Origin of the sequence: Sporolactobacillus sp. KGMB 08714 (genome assembly GCF_036598985.1) — a bacterium.
In the GTDB taxonomy this organism is placed as follows: Bacteria; Bacillota; Bacilli; order Bacillales; family Sporolactobacillaceae; genus Sporolactobacillus.
In genome coordinates this window covers 35,924-51,831 of record NZ_JAUUBW010000030.1, presented here as the reverse complement: position 1 = coordinate 51,831, position 15,908 = coordinate 35,924, and the positions used below count along the sequence as shown (strand labels likewise).

Annotated in this window: 11 protein-coding genes and 1 pseudogene; 3 read left to right on the top strand and 9 right to left on the bottom strand. The window is 48.1% G+C overall.

Annotation, left to right across the window (positions count from 1 at the left end; translation table 11 throughout):
• From Q6A92_RS13610 to Q6A92_RS13590, 5 genes and pseudogenes are all read right to left on the bottom strand, one after another.
• A pseudogene (locus Q6A92_RS13610) lies at positions 1–895 on the bottom strand (transketolase); the annotation flags it as partial.
• Positions 896–1,042: 147 nt separating this feature from the next.
• Entirely contained in the window at positions 1,043–1,765 is a 723-nt protein-coding gene (locus Q6A92_RS13605; protein ID WP_332238425.1) for a transaldolase, read from the bottom strand.
• A gap of 17 nt (positions 1,766–1,782) precedes the next feature.
• Positions 1,783–2,412 carry a sugar O-acetyltransferase gene (locus Q6A92_RS13600; protein WP_332238424.1) on the bottom strand — a complete coding sequence of 210 codons (630 nt, stop codon included), beginning with the start codon at positions 2,410–2,412 and terminating at the stop codon, positions 1,783–1,785.
• A gap of 339 nt (positions 2,413–2,751) precedes the next feature.
• Positions 2,752–4,176, bottom strand: coding sequence for an L-arabinose isomerase (gene araA / locus Q6A92_RS13595; RefSeq protein WP_332238423.1), 1,425 nt, complete (start codon positions 4,174–4,176; stop codon positions 2,752–2,754).
• A gap of 23 nt (positions 4,177–4,199) precedes the next feature.
• Positions 4,200–4,904 carry an L-ribulose-5-phosphate 4-epimerase gene (locus Q6A92_RS13590; protein WP_274401986.1) on the bottom strand — a complete coding sequence of 235 codons (705 nt, stop codon included), beginning with the start codon at positions 4,902–4,904 and terminating at the stop codon, positions 4,200–4,202.
• An 816-nt stretch (positions 4,905–5,720) separates the two neighbouring features.
• Between Q6A92_RS13590 and Q6A92_RS13585 the strand changes: the two genes are divergently transcribed.
• Complete coding sequence (locus tag Q6A92_RS13585) at positions 5,721–7,121, top strand: sugar porter family MFS transporter (RefSeq protein ID WP_332238422.1); 1,401 nt, start codon at positions 5,721–5,723, stop codon at positions 7,119–7,121.
• 39 nt (positions 7,122–7,160) lie between these two features.
• Positions 7,161–8,762 (top strand): xylulokinase, encoded by a 1,602-nt coding sequence (locus Q6A92_RS13580; RefSeq protein WP_332238421.1) that lies wholly within the window; start codon positions 7,161–7,163, stop codon positions 8,760–8,762.
• 807 nt (positions 8,763–9,569) lie between these two features.
• Here Q6A92_RS13580 and Q6A92_RS13575 read toward each other — a convergent pair.
• Positions 9,570–10,676 carry a GntR family transcriptional regulator gene (locus Q6A92_RS13575; RefSeq protein WP_274401983.1) on the bottom strand — a complete coding sequence of 369 codons (1,107 nt, stop codon included), beginning with the start codon at positions 10,674–10,676 and terminating at the stop codon, positions 9,570–9,572.
• A gap of 447 nt (positions 10,677–11,123) precedes the next feature.
• On the opposite strand from Q6A92_RS13575, the gene Q6A92_RS13570 reads away from it, so the two are divergent.
• Positions 11,124–12,161 (top strand): aldose epimerase family protein, encoded by a 1,038-nt coding sequence (locus Q6A92_RS13570; RefSeq protein WP_332238420.1) that lies wholly within the window; start codon positions 11,124–11,126, stop codon positions 12,159–12,161.
• A 262-nt stretch (positions 12,162–12,423) separates the two neighbouring features.
• On the opposite strand, the gene Q6A92_RS13565 is transcribed toward Q6A92_RS13570, so the two are convergent.
• The 3 genes from Q6A92_RS13565 to Q6A92_RS13555 are packed head-to-tail and all read right to left on the bottom strand — an operon-like array spanning position 12,424 to position 15,439.
• Positions 12,424–13,722 carry a WxL domain-containing protein gene (locus Q6A92_RS13565; protein WP_332238419.1) on the bottom strand — a complete coding sequence of 433 codons (1,299 nt, stop codon included), beginning with the start codon at positions 13,720–13,722 and terminating at the stop codon, positions 12,424–12,426.
• Positions 13,723–13,752: 30 nt separating this feature from the next.
• Entirely contained in the window at positions 13,753–14,748 is a 996-nt protein-coding gene (locus Q6A92_RS13560) for a DUF916 and DUF3324 domain-containing protein (RefSeq protein WP_332238418.1), read from the bottom strand.
• Positions 14,749–14,794: 46 nt separating this feature from the next.
• Positions 14,795–15,439 (bottom strand): WxL domain-containing protein, encoded by a 645-nt coding sequence (locus Q6A92_RS13555; protein WP_274401979.1) that lies wholly within the window; start codon positions 15,437–15,439, stop codon positions 14,795–14,797.
• Positions 15,440–15,908: the final 469 nt, after the last annotated feature.

The following is a 15,908-nucleotide window of genomic DNA, read 5'->3' as shown; positions in this document are numbered from 1 at the left end:
GCGTCTGGAAGTGGGCCCGGACGGCCTCCGGGACAAAGAACGGCTCATGGTGCCAGCCGTACGCCTCTTTGGCCGCCTGCGCCTCTTCGGCTCCGAGCGGACTGCCGTGCACCTGGTTCGTGCCGGCAACGTGCGGCGCCCCGTAGCCGATCGTCGTCCGCACCTCGATCAGCGTCGGCCGGTTCTCCTCGGCGACTGCCGCATCGAGCGCCTGTTTCACTGCCTCCACCTCATTGCCGTCCTCGACGAGCAGCGTCTGCCACCCGTAGGCGTCAAAGCGCGGACGGACGTGCTCCGTAAACGACATAGCCAGCTTCCCGTCCAGCGATATCTGGTTCGAGTCATAGAGGACGATCAGGCGGCCGAGCTTCAGCCGGCCGGCCAGCGACGCCGCCTCGGACGAGACGCCTTCCATCAGGTCGCCGTCGCCGCAGAGCGCGTAGGTCCGGTGGCTGATGACCTCATAGCCGTCCCGGTTGTACGTCGCTGCCAGATGCGCCTCGGCCATCGCCATCCCGACGGCCATCGCGATCCCCTGCCCGAGCGGGCCGGTCGTCGCCTCCACGCCGGCCGTGTGTCCGTATTCCGGATGGCCCGGCGTCCGGCTGCCCCACTGGCGGAACTGCTTCAGTTCCTCAAGCGGCAGCCCGTAGCCGAACAGGTGCAGCAGGCTGTAGAGCAGCATCGAGCCGTGGCCTGCCGACAGGACGAAGCGGTCGCGGTTGAACCAGTCCGGATGGGCTGGGTTATGGTTCATCACTTTCGCCCAAAGGGTATAGGCCATCGGCGCCGCCCCCATCGGCAGCCCCGGATGGCCGGAATTCGCTTTCTCGATCGCGTCGATCGACAGCGTGCGAATCGTATCAATGGATAATTGTTCAATCTGTGTGGTCATACATCTGCATCTCCTTTAAACAGTCGTCCATCAGTCGTCGGATGGACCCTTTCCGACAAACGGCCGGTCCATCCATCATGACCGTTTATCGTGCAAAAACGAAGTTCACGTCCCGTAGCCCGTTTTACCGGCCCATTCGGCGGGCGTTCATTCCGTTAAAATGGAAAAACCCAGTTTCTTAATATCCTGATTAAAGCCGATCACCGTGTCCAGCGATAACTGTTCCGGCGTCTTGCCGACCTGCTTCAGCTTTTCAATGACGGCGGGCGGGCAGGTGATGATGTCCACCCCGAGCCGGTCGGCCTCATAGACGTTGAACACTTCCCGGGTGCTGGCCCAAAGCAGCTTCGCTCCCTTTTTCGTCCGGCAGATCCCGACGGCTTTCTTCATATAAGGAATCGGGTCCGCCCCCGAGTCGGCGATCCGCCCGGCAAAGACGGAGACAATATTTTCAACGTCCGGATTGAGCGCCGCGACCGTCTCTTCCACCTGTTTCGTCGTGAAGATCGCCGTCACGTTGAGCGAATAGCCTTGGTCCTCCAGCTTCTGAATCAGCGGCACGGACGATTCGCCCTTCGTATTCGTAATCGGGATTTTGATGAAGACGTTTTTCCCCAGTGCCTGGATTTTTTCCGCTTCTTTCTCCATCGTTGCGAAGTCATCGGCGAACACTTCGAAGGAAAGCGGGAGATCCGGGATCGCCCGAACCACTTTCGCGGCGAACGCGACATAGTCCGTCACGCCGGCTTTCTTCATTAAACTCGGGTTGGTTGTGAATCCGGAGACAAAACCGGTCCGGTAAGCAGCCAGCATATCGCTGATGACGGCCCCATCCGCATAAATTTTCACCTTAACATTTAAATGGCTCATCTGTTGATCGCTCCTTTTTATAATCCATCACCATAATCCATCACCAAATGCTCTGGCACTTCTTTATCTTTAAAATAATATTTCTTATCATGCTCACTCACCTGACGGATCACACGGCAGGGATTGCCGACCGCGACACAATTGTCAGGTATGTCTCTAGTCACAACACTTCCGGCTCCGATCACCGCATGATCGCCGATCGTCACCCCCGGCAGAACAGACGCATTCGCACCGATCCAGACATTGTTGCCGATAACGACCGGAGCGGTATATTCCTGTTTATTCAATCTCAATTCAGGATCGATACAGTGCCCGGCTGTATAGATTCCAACATTCGGTGCCAGCAGAACATTGTCGCCAATGATAATTTTATTGGCATCCAATAAAGTGCAGTTATTGTTGCAGAAAAAGTTCTCGCCGATTTCAACATTAAATCCATAATCGCAATGAAAGAGAATTTCAACGAAAAACTTTTCCCCTGTTTTGCCGAACAATTTTTTAATAATCCGCGTTCTCTTTTCCATATCGCGCGGCCGGCAATGATTGTACTCATATAAGAGATCGCGCGCTTGGAATCTAATTTTCAATAAATCCTCTGTCTGATGATACAATCTTCCCGCCAGCATATTCTCCAGCTGATCAGACATAGAACGCCCCTTTCGATCATAAAAAGATACGCTTAAATTCCGCCGAACTATTTTTCGTTCAACGGAATTTAAACATCACTGCTTCTTAGCATTATCAAAGACTGGCATCTGCGGAGCATTCAAGCCGGATGAGAATCCGGACAGGCTTTTATCTCTTTTTCCGATCCATTCCACTTGACCGGTCAGACATAGGCTGCTGAACCCAGGATCAGCTGCTCTCTGCCAATGCTTTCCGGATCCTCAAATGCCGAATCCGGCACGGACCGGACCGTTCATGGAGTCAACCCAGCTGAAGGAGCCATCGTCCATGCAGAGTCCTCCTTTGATGTTAATCAGCAATTATTTAATATTAATAAATTCAAGATCTGCCAGCTTGGCAAAGTCTTCAATCTGATCGGCAGTTACATTTAAAGTGAACACGGTATGGTGGCCGCCGCCATTTTCAATCCACTGATGCACGCCTTCGTAGAATCCGGCTTTCGGAGTCCAGATCTGACGGGCAACCGGAAGATGGGGCGCCGCTTCTTCAGGTTTCTTTCCCTGGACTTCGTACATAACCAGTCGATGATGGTCGCCGAAGTCGGAAATGGTCAGATCAATGGCGTCGCCTTCCGATCCGTCAAAGACAAGTCTTGCCGGATCCTCTTTATCACCGATGCCAAGCGGATGGACTTCCACTCTCGGCTTCGACTGTGCCAGAGTCGGATCGACTTCCAGCATGTGTGAACCAAGGATTTCTTCATGGCCTTCGACCAGGTCGTAAGTATAGTCCTCCATGAACCCGGTGCCCTTATTGTGTGCCAGAATCTTAATCAGCCGATCCAGAGCCGCTGTCTTCCAGTCGCCTTCTCCGGCAAATCCGTATCCTTCTTCATTGAGCCTCTGAACCGCCATTCCCGGTAATTGTTTCATGCCCCACAGATCTTCGAAGTTGGTGGTAAACGCGCTGTAGCCGCCCCGTTCCAGGAACTTTCTCAGTGCAATTTCTTCTCTGATCTGTTCTTTCACATGATCTTCGAAAAACTGCGGATCATTGTCGCCGACAACGAATTCATATTTTCCCTGGCATTCTTTATAAGTTCTGTCAATTTCCGCGTCGGTCACTTTTTTCATCTCGGCAACCAGGTCGCCGATGCCATAATAGTCGACTGTCCAGCCTAATTGAATCTGCGCTTCGATCTTGTCTCCCTCAGTAACGGCGACATTGCGCATGTTGTCGCCAAAGCGGGCCACTTTGATATTAAAGCTTTCATTATAGGCGACCGCGACATCCATCCACTTGCTGATCTGATTCTGAACGCGCTTATCTTTCCAGTGCCCGACCACAATTTTGTTGTTTTTCCTCAGGCGTGCATTGATAAATCCGTATTCCCGGTCGCCGTGGGCACTCTGGTTCAGGTTCATATAATCCATATCAATCGTCTTCCACGGAATCGTGTTTAAAAATTGCGTCGCCAGGTGCAGCAGCGGTTTCTGCAGCAGTTTGGTTCCCCTGATCCAGTTTTTCGCCGGTGAGAAGGTGTGCATCCAGGTTATCACACCGGCGACCTTGTCCTGATAGTTCACTTCTTTCATAACCTGAGTGATGCTGTCGGCGGTTGTCGCCACTGTTTTAAAAACGATTGGATAAGGCAGATGGCCGTTCTTATTCAGCTCATCAATAATTTTCACCGTATCTGCTTTAACTGCGTCCAATGCTTCTTTGCCGTACAAATGCTGGCTGCCGACCACAAACCAGAATTCATAATCATTTGTCTTTAACATTTAAACGACCTCCCTATAAAAATTTATCTATGATTTATCTGACCATAGTAAGCGTTTTTGCCATGCTTTCTCAGGAAATGTTTGTCAAGAAGATAGCGATCCATGTCAATCTGATGCGGATTCAGCTGCAGCGAATGATAGGTCATCTTAGCGACCTCTTCCAGAACGACCGCATTGTGCACGGCCTCGGCAGCGGATTTTCCCCAGGTAAACGGCCCATGGTCATTGACCAGCACAGCCGGGACCTGATCCGGATCAATCTGACGTTTCTCAAAGGTTTCGACAATGACATCCCCGGTCTGTTTTTCATACTCGGTAACGACTTCCTCTTCTTTCATGGTTCTCGAAACCGGAACCGGCCCGTAAAACGTATCGGCATGGGTCGTCCCTGCTGCCGGAATATCAAGACCTGCCTGAGCAAATGAAACGGCCCAGGGAGAATGCGTATGAACAATTCCGTTAATGTTGGGGAAATGATTATAGAGCACACGATGTGTCGGCGTATCGCTTGACGGGTTCAGGTCGCCTTCCACGACATTCCCGTCCAGATCGACAACGACCATCTTTTCCGGCGACAGTTTGTCATAATCGACACCGCTCGGCTTAATAACAAATAATTTTTTTTCACGGTCGATTCCGCTCACGTTCCCCCAAGTAAAGGTGACCAGATTATATTTGGGCAGCAGCATGTTCGCTTCATAAACTTCTTTTTTCAATGCTTCTAACATCATTCGATCAGTCCTTTGATGTTGATTGATTCATCAGGATTTTCAACCTTCATCGCATCATTCATGCTTTATTTCAAAGCAGCCGCGTTTTTTTTAAACTTTTCATACAATTCCGGATCAGCCGTCTCGATGAAAATTTCTCCGCCGGGCCCGCTGGCCAAAGCAAAAAGCCCGGCGATATTTGTCCATCACCCGCAATCACCCCATCCGTATCACCGTATCATCCTTAACAGCCGAAAAAATGGCCGTTTGATAAGCCCGCAGGAACGGCCCGGGGCGGCAAGGATTCAAAATAACGTCACCCGTCTGTTCTTATGCCTGTTCACCTCCACTGATTAACCGCTTACAAAAAGAATACTATATCAATTGTCCGTATAAGTCAACAAAAATTATATTTATATGCATAAGTAATAGCTGCTTTCCTGCCGGGAGTCCTTACCCGCGGACCGGAAATCCCGTCCATAAAAGATTAGTGCGCTGCAATGCCTGCTGACTCTTCTTCGGCCAGCAAAAAAACCGTTCGCATTTTCAGCTGCCAATTAAAAGCCGACGACCCATTACTATTCAAATATGCTACTGCCGATCCGAATAACTGACTTAAAAATTTTTTGTGCAAATGATCATTTATACGAATAAATATATTTATTGTTGATTTATTAGTATAAATATGCTAGCATGTAATTGCTGATTGGAAGCGCTTTTATTATCTGATCCGATGTGAATGATGAACAAAAGGAGGGTGGCAAAAAGTTATCAATGCCTTTAGAAAAGGATTTTTATATGATTTAATTTTTAAAATCCAAGGAGGAAATCTTAATGGCTGATGAAAAGAAAATACCGAGCGCCTTCATTTATTTTTTCGGCGCTTTCGGCGGCATTCTTTTTGGTTATGACATTGGCGTGATGACCGGGGCTTTACCATTTCTCGAACATGATTGGAACCTTCAGAACAGTGCCGGCGTAATTGGCTGGATTACCTCTGCAGTAATGTTCGGTGCCATTTTCGGAGGCGCCCTGGCCGGACAACTTTCCGACCGTTTAGGACGGCGCAAAATGATTTTAATCTCGGCTCTGGTTTTTACAGTTGGATCCATTTTATCAGGAATAGCCCCTAATGACGGGCAGTATTATTTGATCGGTGTCCGTATTTTACTGGGCCTGGCTGTCGGTGCAGCTTCTGCGCTGGTTCCCGCCTATATGTCGGAAATGGCGCCTGCACGTTTGCGCGGCCGTTTATCGGGCATTAACCAGACAATGATCGTTTCCGGAATGCTGCTTTCGTACATTGTCGACTTTTTATTGAAAAATCTGCCGGAAACAATCGCCTGGCGGTTAATGCTTAGTCTGGCAGCCGTACCTGCATTGATTTTATTTTTCGGCGTGCTGCGGCTGCCTGAATCCCCGCGCTTTTTAATAAAGAACAATAAAATCGATGAGGCACGCAAAGTGTTAGGCTACCTTCGCTCTAAAAAAGAGGCCATTGATTCTGAAGTCAAGCAGATTCAAGAAACGGCCAGTGAAGAAAAGAAGGCCAATCAAAAGGCATCATGGGGTACATTATTCAGCCCTAAATACCGTTATTTAGTCATTGCCGGAGTAGGCGTAGCGGCCTTTCAGCAATTCCAGGGCGCTAACGCAATCTTTTATTACATCCCTTTGATTGTCCAAAAAGCAACCGGACAGGCGGCCAGTTCAGAGCTGATGTGGCCAATTATTCAGGGAGTTATCCTTGTACTCGGTTCATTGCTGTTCCTGGTTATTGCCGATAAGTTCAATCGCCGTGCCTTGTTAACCATGGCCGGAACGGTTATGGGCCTGTCTTTCATTTTACCGGCCATTATAAATTTAATCGTCCCGCATGCAAATCCGATGATGATCGTTGTTTTCCTGTGCATCTATGTCGCATTTTATTCATTCACATGGGCTCCTCTGACTTGGGTGATCGTCGGTGAAATTTTCCCGCTGGTTATTCGCGGACGTGCGTCGGGACTCGCTTCATCCTTTAACTGGATCGGCTCTTTCTTAGTCGGGCTGCTGTTTCCAATCATGACTGCGACGATGTCTCAGGAAGCGGTTTTTGCGATTTTCGGTGTGATTTGCTTACTCGGCGTTTTATTTATCCGGACACGTGTCCCCGAAACGCGCGGACATACTCTGGAAGAAATTGAGGAAATCGGAGAAAAAGATGCGAAATTAAAAGCAGGAAATACTTTTTAACAGATTTATATAGATTTATAAGGTTCGGAGGTAAAGCAAATGAACTTAGTTGAAACTTCTAAGGCCATTCAGCAGGGAAATGTCTCATTGGGCATCGAATTAGGGTCAACCCGCATTAAGGCCGTATTGGTAACAGACGACTTTAATACCATTGCTTCCGGAAGCTACGTCTGGGAGAATCAATTCGAGAATGAAATTTGGACCTACTCATTAGATGAAGCCTGGAAGGGCATTCAAAGAAGCTATAAGCAAATCGCAGCAGAAATTCAAGGAAAGTATCACACGAATTTAACAAAAATCAGCGCGATCGGTGTAAGCGCTATGATGCATGGATATCTGGCTTTTTCAAAGAAGGATACTTTACTGGTTCCCTTTCGGACCTGGCGCAACAACATCACCGGGCAGGCCGCTGATGAACTGACTGAACTGTTTCACTTTAATATTCCGCAGCGATGGAGTATCGCCCATCTTTATCAGGCCATATTAAATCAAGAACCGCATGTGAAAGACATTCATTTTATAACGACCCTGGCCGGCTATGTACACTGGAAATTATCCGGAGAAAAGGTTCTGGGAATCGGGGATGCTTCCGGTGTTTTCCCAATCGATGAAGCTGCCGGAACTTATGCTGAAGATTTGCTCGATAAGTTCGAAAGCCTTGAAAATGTGGCATCTTATCAATGGGCGATCCGGGATATCCTGCCTAAAGTTTTAAAAGCCGGCAATCATGCGGGAACATTGACCCGGGAAGGAGCCGAATTGCTGGACGTCAGTGGGAATCTTCAGGAAGGCAGTTTAATGGCTCCGCCAGAAGGCGATGCCGGGACCGGTATGGTCAGTACCAATAGCGTCCGTAAACGGACAGGAAATATATCCGTCGGAACGTCTGCTTTTTCAATGGTTGTGCTTAATCAGCCATTAAAAAAGGTGCATCGGGATATCGATATCGTGACCACGCCCAATGGAGCGCCGGTCGCGATGGTCCATATTAACAATTGCTCGTCTGATATTAATGCATGGGCAAATGTTTTTAAAGAATTTGCCGAACGCCTCGGCATCGATTTGAAAGCGGACCGTTTATATGAGACATTATTTTTGGTCACTACGAAAGCGGATCCTGATGCGGGCGGGTTAACGAATTACAGCTATTTATCGGGTGAAAATATAACGAAAATGCCCGCCGGGCGGCCGCTTTTTCTCAGAGTTCCCGACAGTTCGTTTACACTGGCAAACTTTGTCCAGACTCAAATCTATGCTGCATTTGCGCCGCTTAAAATCGGAATGGATATTTTGAAAAATGAGGAACACATAAAAACAGACGTGATGATTGCTCAGGGCGGCCTATTCAAAACGCCGGTCATCGGCCAGCAGATCCTGGCCAACGCTTTAAATACGCCCATTACCGTTATGAGCACAGCCGGTGAAGGCGGCGCCTGGGGTATGGCTGTATTAGCCGCTTTCGCCAGGCATGGAAATGCTCATCAAAGTTTAGAAGACTTTTTGGATCAGGAAGTTTTCGCCAATCCCGAAAGTATGACCTTAAGCCCGGAGCCTGAAGGGGTTGCCGGATATGAAGCATTTATTAAAAGATATCAGGAAGGCTTACCCATTGAATCTGCGGCAATTAAGTCCATTTCATAACGGAAGCGAACGTGACTGACGGCAGAAAAAGAAACCATCAGTTTATGGTAGGTATGCAGGGCTTCCGGAACTGAATTCAGTGCCCTAACACAACAGCGGCCTTCCGGAATGGAGCGCAGCAAAAGGGTATCATTCTTCGGAAAGCGATCATGAAAAACAGAAATCCGGCGGGACGGCGGAGATACAAGTGAAGCCGCTGAAACAGAACTGAATCTGTCCCATGAGATCTCAATTCATAAGGAATAGGGAATCGATCCCAATACAGTACTGAGCCGGCGAACCGGCTTCAGATGTCAGGCGCCTAGGTTGAAAAGATACAAATAAAACAATAGAAAAAATGAGATAGCGACAAAGCAAAAGTGTTTCTTCAGCATAAATGAGGAAACGCTTTTTGTTTGGACGCCTCAGTTTCTAATCAAACCATTTCCCCTTCATCAATATTCCATGCATTGCGAAGAGTCCGGCCTATCTGCGGAGGGCAGCAGTAGAAACAGTACGGAGATATAAAGGAGGCATCGGCGGAGCAATGATTAATTTAATGATACGGAAAAAAGAGGCCCCCTCTGACAGGCCCTTTCCTTATTCCGAGACACGAAAAGCAACCGATGCAGGCGTTAATTTGAGTCGGAAAGAAGACCATTATACACCAAAAGTCTGTCCGTTATGCGAAAACTCACTGTATCCAATGACCCGGGCCGCAGCAGGTTCACTAAAAAATATTTTCAGCCAGGGAAAAAACTCATGATTTTTTATACGAAGCACTCTTCTTAAGTTCGGAATTTAGGCCGTCTGCTTCTCTCTTCCGAATTATTTTATTGAAGACGCATCCTGGGACGGGCGAATCGTTCTTACAGAGTTCCGTTCGATAATATCGGGTTCATATACTTTCGATGTTACCGGCCTCTTATTCAGCATATCGATAATCATCTTTCCGGCATCCAGTCCCATTTTTTCCTGCGGGTGACGAACGGTCGTTAAGCTTGGTTTGATATATTTCGAGAATCGATAGTCATCGACGCCGACAATGGAGAGATCTTCAGGAATCTTCAAACCCATTTCCTGCACAAAATTGATAACCTGGATCGCCAGTTGATCGTTATAACAAATAATCGCCGTCGGAACAAACTTAGATTGCGTCAGGATGGTGTGCAGCTTTTTAAACAGGTTGATTTTATTTTCTTCCGTCTGATACATCATGATTTCACTCATATTGGAAATCTCAGGATGTTCCTGATAGGCTTTAATGTAACCGTTCATTCGGTGAATGCCCTGTTTATCGTCAACTTTAAAAATGCCGATAATTTGTTTGTGTCCCCGTGCAATTAAATAGTTTGTCATCATTTTTCCGATTTTTACATCGTCCATGACTAAATAGGGAACATCCAGATCATCGTAGACAGCATTGAAAAACAGCATCGGTATCCCCATTGACTTGATGTTATCATAAATGTTTTTATTGGCATTATTTAACGCGCTCTGTGTCGGCTCAACGATTAAGCCGGATAATCCATTCGACAACAAATTCGTCAGGCTCTTGCGCTCTTTCTCAGGATTGTTCTGTGTATTGGCAATCAGAATGGAATAACCGTAATTCGATATAAAATTATCAATTCCCGTGATAATATTCGGAAAAATGTAATCTGATGTATAGGTTGTAATCAGGCCGATTGTTTTATTTCTGATCTCGGTTTTTGGTTTGGATTTCCAGTCATCGACAAAAATTCCTCCCCCCTGAATACGATAAACATAATTCTCTTTCTCCAGTTCATCAATCGCGTGCCTCACTGTGAAACGGCTCACATGATAAATCTCCATCAGTTCCGACTCGGTCGGCAGCTTCTCACCTACTGTGTATTCTTCCGCTAAAATTTTCTCACTGAGATCCTGTTTGATCTGCTCATACTTTTTTGTCATGTTACATTTCCTTTAATTAAATTTATAGATAGTAATAAAACAGTGATTTTAATAATAATACCATACTTCCTCTTTATGAAAAATTCAAAATCGGCCTCTTTTTGCATTCAATGATAGATGATCAGGACATTATCTTCAAACATTTTATTGCATAATATATTTTTTAATTGACATTTATACGTATTAATTATATCATGAAAACGGATTCAAAGAAATAATCAAAGGTCATTCTGGCAGCGGTACACAGATTTTTTCGTTATCCGAACATCATCTCATTTTGGCCCCGGAAGCAAAAAAAGTTCTGGAAAAGGTCGAAAGGTCCCGGATCGCAAGAAAGCGAGAAATCATTTACAAAGAGGGCGGCTTTTTGACGGTGAGACGTTTTTCTGTAAACGGGTTTAGTGAAGAACACTACAGATTATAAGCTGCGAAAGAAGGGCGATCACAGTGGTTACAGTCATTACGCAAGAAGTAGTAAAAAGCGAAGCGGGCAATTTTACAAAATATACGGCCGACAATGGCGACGGGTACGCGTTTTCCTGCATTAATTACGGTGCAGCGCTGACATCGCTGATTATGCCGGACAAATCGGGAGATTGCAGTAATATTCTGCTGCAGTTCACTGATCCTGCTTCACTATATCGTGACCAGACTTACTTTTTCGGTAAAGCGATCGGAAGAGCCGGCGGCCGCATCAAAGACGGCTCTTACCGGCTAAACGGCCGGCAATACCGTCTGCCGCAGAATGAAGGAATGAATACTCTTCACGGCGGGGCCAACGGATTCCACCATGCATGGTGGAATGCCGGCATCACGAAAAACGGCATTGAGTTTTCACGCGGAATCAAACCGGAAGAAGACGGTTTTCCCGGAATACTGAAAACTTCCGTCGTCTACCGATGGGGAGAAAACCATCAGTTTCATATTGAATTCAAAGGATTTGACGATTCGGATGAAACATCTTTATTTAATCCGACCGTTCACAGTTATTTCAATCTTAACCAGGATAAAACGCGCGGACTGGCAAATCATCAACTGGAAATTCATGCAGACCGGGTTGCCGAGCTCGGCGGCGACCTGGTTCCGACCGGCAAACTGCTCCCGGTCGAGAACACGTCCTTCGATTTTCAGCGATCACGGCCATTGGACAAAATGATTGAATCGGTCAGAAAAGACGGTTTTCCGGGATACGATCATCCTTTCCGGGTTTCCGGATCCTTAATCGCAACGCTGAAAAATATCAATAATGGACGCCATGTCGATCTGTATTCCGACCGCAACGGATTAATCATGTATACACTGAATACAATCGCCGGTCCTGAAAACGTTAACGGGGGAACGGATTTGAAGCCTTTTATGGCGGTCGCTCTCGAACCGCAGACATTGCCCGATGCCGTCCATCATCCGGAGTTCGGGGACATCCTTTTACGCCCGCATCAGGAACAATCCTATCACATCGTATACGATTTATCCGTGGATGCCTGACTCGGCCGGCAGTCTCATTAATGGAGCGGCCGAATTCCGTAAGGTCCCATTCGCCGAAGAGAAATTTTTGATAAGAAGAGCAAGGCAGGGAAAAAACTGCTGCCACAGGATACCTTGCCGGTGGCCTGGAGCTCAGCCGGAACGGCAGTTAAAAATCGGGATGAAGACCCATCCCGATTTTTTTCCGGTTTAAGCGATCACGAGGAAAAGCCCGCCTCTGACAGATTAAAGTATAGGGCTAAAAAATGGCCGCTCCCGATGATCAGGGGGCATCAATCAGCGTCCAGGTCAAAAGAGAATGGTATGTCCCCGCATAGGCGTCGCCAGGGGATACATACAGCAGCGGCCCGCTGTCTTTATCCCACGCAATCGTTTTATATCCCTGATCGGACGGATAGGTCGTTCCGCTGACGACTTCGTGACTCTGGCCGTCCCCCAATTGGGCTGTCATCTGGGAAGCATCGCCGGCCCCGCCATAGACGGATAATGTTCCGGCCTGCAGGGAATCGCCCGACGCATTCATAAGCCGGGCGGCACTCACCCAGATCGACCACCGGCCTTCCGCCTCGCCGCGTAAATCCTCTATTTCAATGACCCAGTCGGACGGGTTGGCCCGTGCGATCCACTGCGGTTCCGATGAAATCACGGCTGTTGCGAAGGTCAGCTGACCGGGGACACTTACAAACGACAGTCCTCCGGGAACGATTCGTACGGTAACGGTCCGGGCCGCACGGATACCGTAGCTGTCCGTCGCCTGATAGGTAAGCGGGTAATCTCCCGCCAGCCACAAGTGGCCGCCGCTGTTCACATCGTCCGCCGTTACGGTCACCGTCGCATCCGGAACCGCATCGCCCGTTTCTTCATCGATGACCTTGACCTGCCCCAAGGGATTGAAGGGTTCCCCGTTGTTTCCGACCGGAAGAGTCAGAACATTAGTGCTGTCTGCCGCCGGATCAAGCAAATGAATCCCCAGCTGACGATACCACGTCGGCAGTGAAACAGAAGATGTCTGGTCAAGGAGCGTGCCGGTAAACGTCAATTCTTTGTCAGGGTTCGGCGGCAATTTTGTCACACCCATCTGATCGAGATGAATGGTGAGCGAATGCGACACGTTCAACGTACCGATGAGATTGAGCAGACTGACATAAGCATAGCTCACGGTGAAGGAAATATCCCCCGTACCCGCGTCAATCTGCATGTCATCGCCGCTGACCGTCTGGGTTCCGTAACCGGTTATGATTCCAAGCAGATTAATAAAAGGATATTGATAGGACGCAGATATATTATTCTTGAATGCGGCCGGATCATCCATCAGGTAGCGCAATTCTTCAGGAATAGTGAAATGGACAGTATAGCTCATATTGGACAGATCAAGGATATCGGCTACACGGGCTGTCCCGTCCCAGCGAAGCACGACCGTTCCTCCCGTCAGGTCATTCGGCTGGTGTGTCAGGGAAAGGGGATTCATGGTCACGGGAGAGGCGGCCGCGTCACTGCTGTGTACATTCAGTGTAAAAAAAGAGAGCGCCGTCAGCAGAAAAAGCAAAAGAAATTTCTTCATCTTTTTTCGTCCGTCCTCTTTTCTCCGTTTTTACCCGTTTTTTCTCTGATGTTTGCCAAGCCGGTAGAAAATGATCGCAATCAATACGATGAACAATGCGCCTCCCAGCCATTTGTAAAGGGATGAATAGGCCGGCGAACGATGAGCAGGCACCGTTTCATCTCCCTTAATGACAAAGGTCCTGTCGGCTGTCCAGCTTTTCCCGTTCGCTTCGGCAAAAAGATGGACATCATATTTTCCGGGCCGGAGACTGGCAACATTCTGGATGATCGGCATATCGAAATTTGAATTCGGCGCCATGCGCATATTCTTCTTTGTACCGGACTGTATGATTTTTTTGGACCCTTCTTTCATGACCTGCGTCTTAACGGACAGATCGTGAACAATGACGGCCCTGCTGTTCTGAATGTTCATGGCCGCAATTTCCTGATTGTTCAGCGCATACATTTTGATCGACTTAAAATGAAGGTCGGGCTGAACCGCCGTTCCCTCATTCAGCTTCAGCCCGATAACATAAGCATATTGGTTTTGAATCAGAATGGCCGAATGTTTTTCCGGCTTTGCAGCCTGATCGCTCTTTTCAATGAAATGAATGCCTCCCAATATCACGCCGTTTTGTTTTTCTTCCGGCATCACCAGACGGAGATCAAGCAGCCTGGACTCGCGGCCGTTCAGAGTGACGGCATGCACCGGCTGCACGATCGATGTCAGCGGAAATCTCAGGCTTTCATCCGCTTTTGCATGTTCATCCGTATAATTGATATCCCCGTAAAGAGTAGTCGTTGCATTGATGATCGACGGGATGACCGTCATTTGACGGTCGGAATGATTGTCGATTCTCACCTGAATCGTCTGAGTCTGCTTCGGTTCCATCCTTAAATCAAAATAAGTTTGATTTTTATCGATTTGATTGCTCGGAATGACGGCCGTAACGGAAAAGTTGGTTGAAGCAGCATGGGCAATGTTTCCCGGAACCATACCGATTGCTAGACAGACAATGACAGACAGCCATTTGATCCTTTTCATTTAACGAACGCCTCGTTTATGAAGGATGCCTTTCAGTTTTCCGGTTTTACTGAACCGGAGTATCATTCAAAGTCCAGGTGATCGTCGTTGTATACGTTTCGCCGCTGTATGCTTCACCGGGGTTGATTTTTAAATGGATCTGATTGTCCTCCCAGTTGATCGCCCATGTTCCCATTCCCTGATGCTGATCGGCCTGGGCACCCGCAATTACGACCGGTACGGGATTGCCGTTCGTGTCCGCGGTATCTGCTGTCACCGATTGGGAAACCGTCGGCGGCAGCGAGACACTTCCATTCCCATTGAGATTCTGGGCCTGATCAATGACAATATTGCCTCCGTCCAATGTTTTTCCGGACGGGGTCTGCAGTTTAGGAGCCTGTACAGTGACTTCCCAGCCGGCGCCCGTTCCCCGGTTATCCGTTACCGTCAAAGTCGGATTGCTTCCCGGGTTAAGCGTGTCATCCTGCGGCTGTGAGGAAAGTGTCTGCGTCCCGAAATTAAAGGCGTCCGGTACCTTGTCCAATCTTAGCGCTCCGGTGTTGCCTCCCGAACCCCCGTTATCCTCCGGTTGAAAAGTGACGCTTGCCTCTGTGGCAGACGACTGCGGCACCGCCGCAAAAGCACTGGTACTGATCCCTGTCAATAAGCCCGCCGCGAGCAATCCTGTGAGTACCGCTTTTGCAATGTTCATCTTGATTTCCTCCTTCGTGAGACACTTTGTTCCGCATCGCTTCATCGAAAAAATACTCCCTCGACCGAATCGTTGAGAACCCTATATTATAAAGCGCTTTCATTTACCGGTTCGCGCTTAAAAAGAATACAGATCTTGCATCACACTGAAGGCCTTGAGGACTAGTTCTCCTGTCCCAAGAATATTTTACCAATACGACAACCGATTGTTAATGCTCCTTTACAAAAAGATGTGACGTTCTGTTTACGAGGCCGATCCGGCTGCCCGATTTCCCTCTTTTAAAAATAAGAATAAAAAAAGTTCAAAAAAAATGAACAGATGGAGAAAATACGTTTTTAATTGCCGTTTTGGCAAATAACGGTTTTTGCGGAAGCCGGGACGGCCGTGGTTAAAAGCAGTGACCGCTGCTTGGAGCCTCTTCAAGGGGCCCTAAAGTAACTCTGCTGTGTTCCCAGAAGTTCACCATTTA

Excerpts from the sequence above, each read along its gene's own strand:
- Q6A92_RS13605 (WP_332238425.1), bottom strand. The coding sequence starts at position 1,765 with ATGAGCCATTTAAATGTTAAGGTGAAAATTTATGCGGATGGGGCCGTC.
- Q6A92_RS13600 (WP_332238424.1), bottom strand. The coding sequence starts at position 2,412 with ATGTCTGATCAGCTGGAGAATATGCTGGCGGGAAGATTGTATCATCAG.
- araA (WP_332238423.1), bottom strand. The coding sequence starts at position 4,176 with ATGTTAAAGACAAATGATTATGAATTCTGGTTTGTGGTCGGCAGCCAG.
- Q6A92_RS13590 (WP_274401986.1), bottom strand. The coding sequence starts at position 4,904 with ATGTTAGAAGCATTGAAAAAAGAAGTTTATGAAGCGAACATGCTGCTG.
- Q6A92_RS13585 (WP_332238422.1), top strand. The coding sequence starts at position 5,721 with ATGGCTGATGAAAAGAAAATACCGAGCGCCTTCATTTATTTTTTCGGC.
- Q6A92_RS13580 (WP_332238421.1), top strand. The coding sequence starts at position 7,161 with ATGAACTTAGTTGAAACTTCTAAGGCCATTCAGCAGGGAAATGTCTCA.
- Q6A92_RS13575 (WP_274401983.1), bottom strand. The coding sequence starts at position 10,676 with ATGACAAAAAAGTATGAGCAGATCAAACAGGATCTCAGTGAGAAAATT.
- Q6A92_RS13565 (WP_332238419.1), bottom strand. The coding sequence starts at position 13,722 with ATGAAGAAATTTCTTTTGCTTTTTCTGCTGACGGCGCTCTCTTTTTTT.
- Q6A92_RS13560 (WP_332238418.1), bottom strand. The coding sequence starts at position 14,748 with ATGAAAAGGATCAAATGGCTGTCTGTCATTGTCTGTCTAGCAATCGGT.
- Q6A92_RS13555 (WP_274401979.1), bottom strand. The coding sequence starts at position 15,439 with ATGAACATTGCAAAAGCGGTACTCACAGGATTGCTCGCGGCGGGCTTA.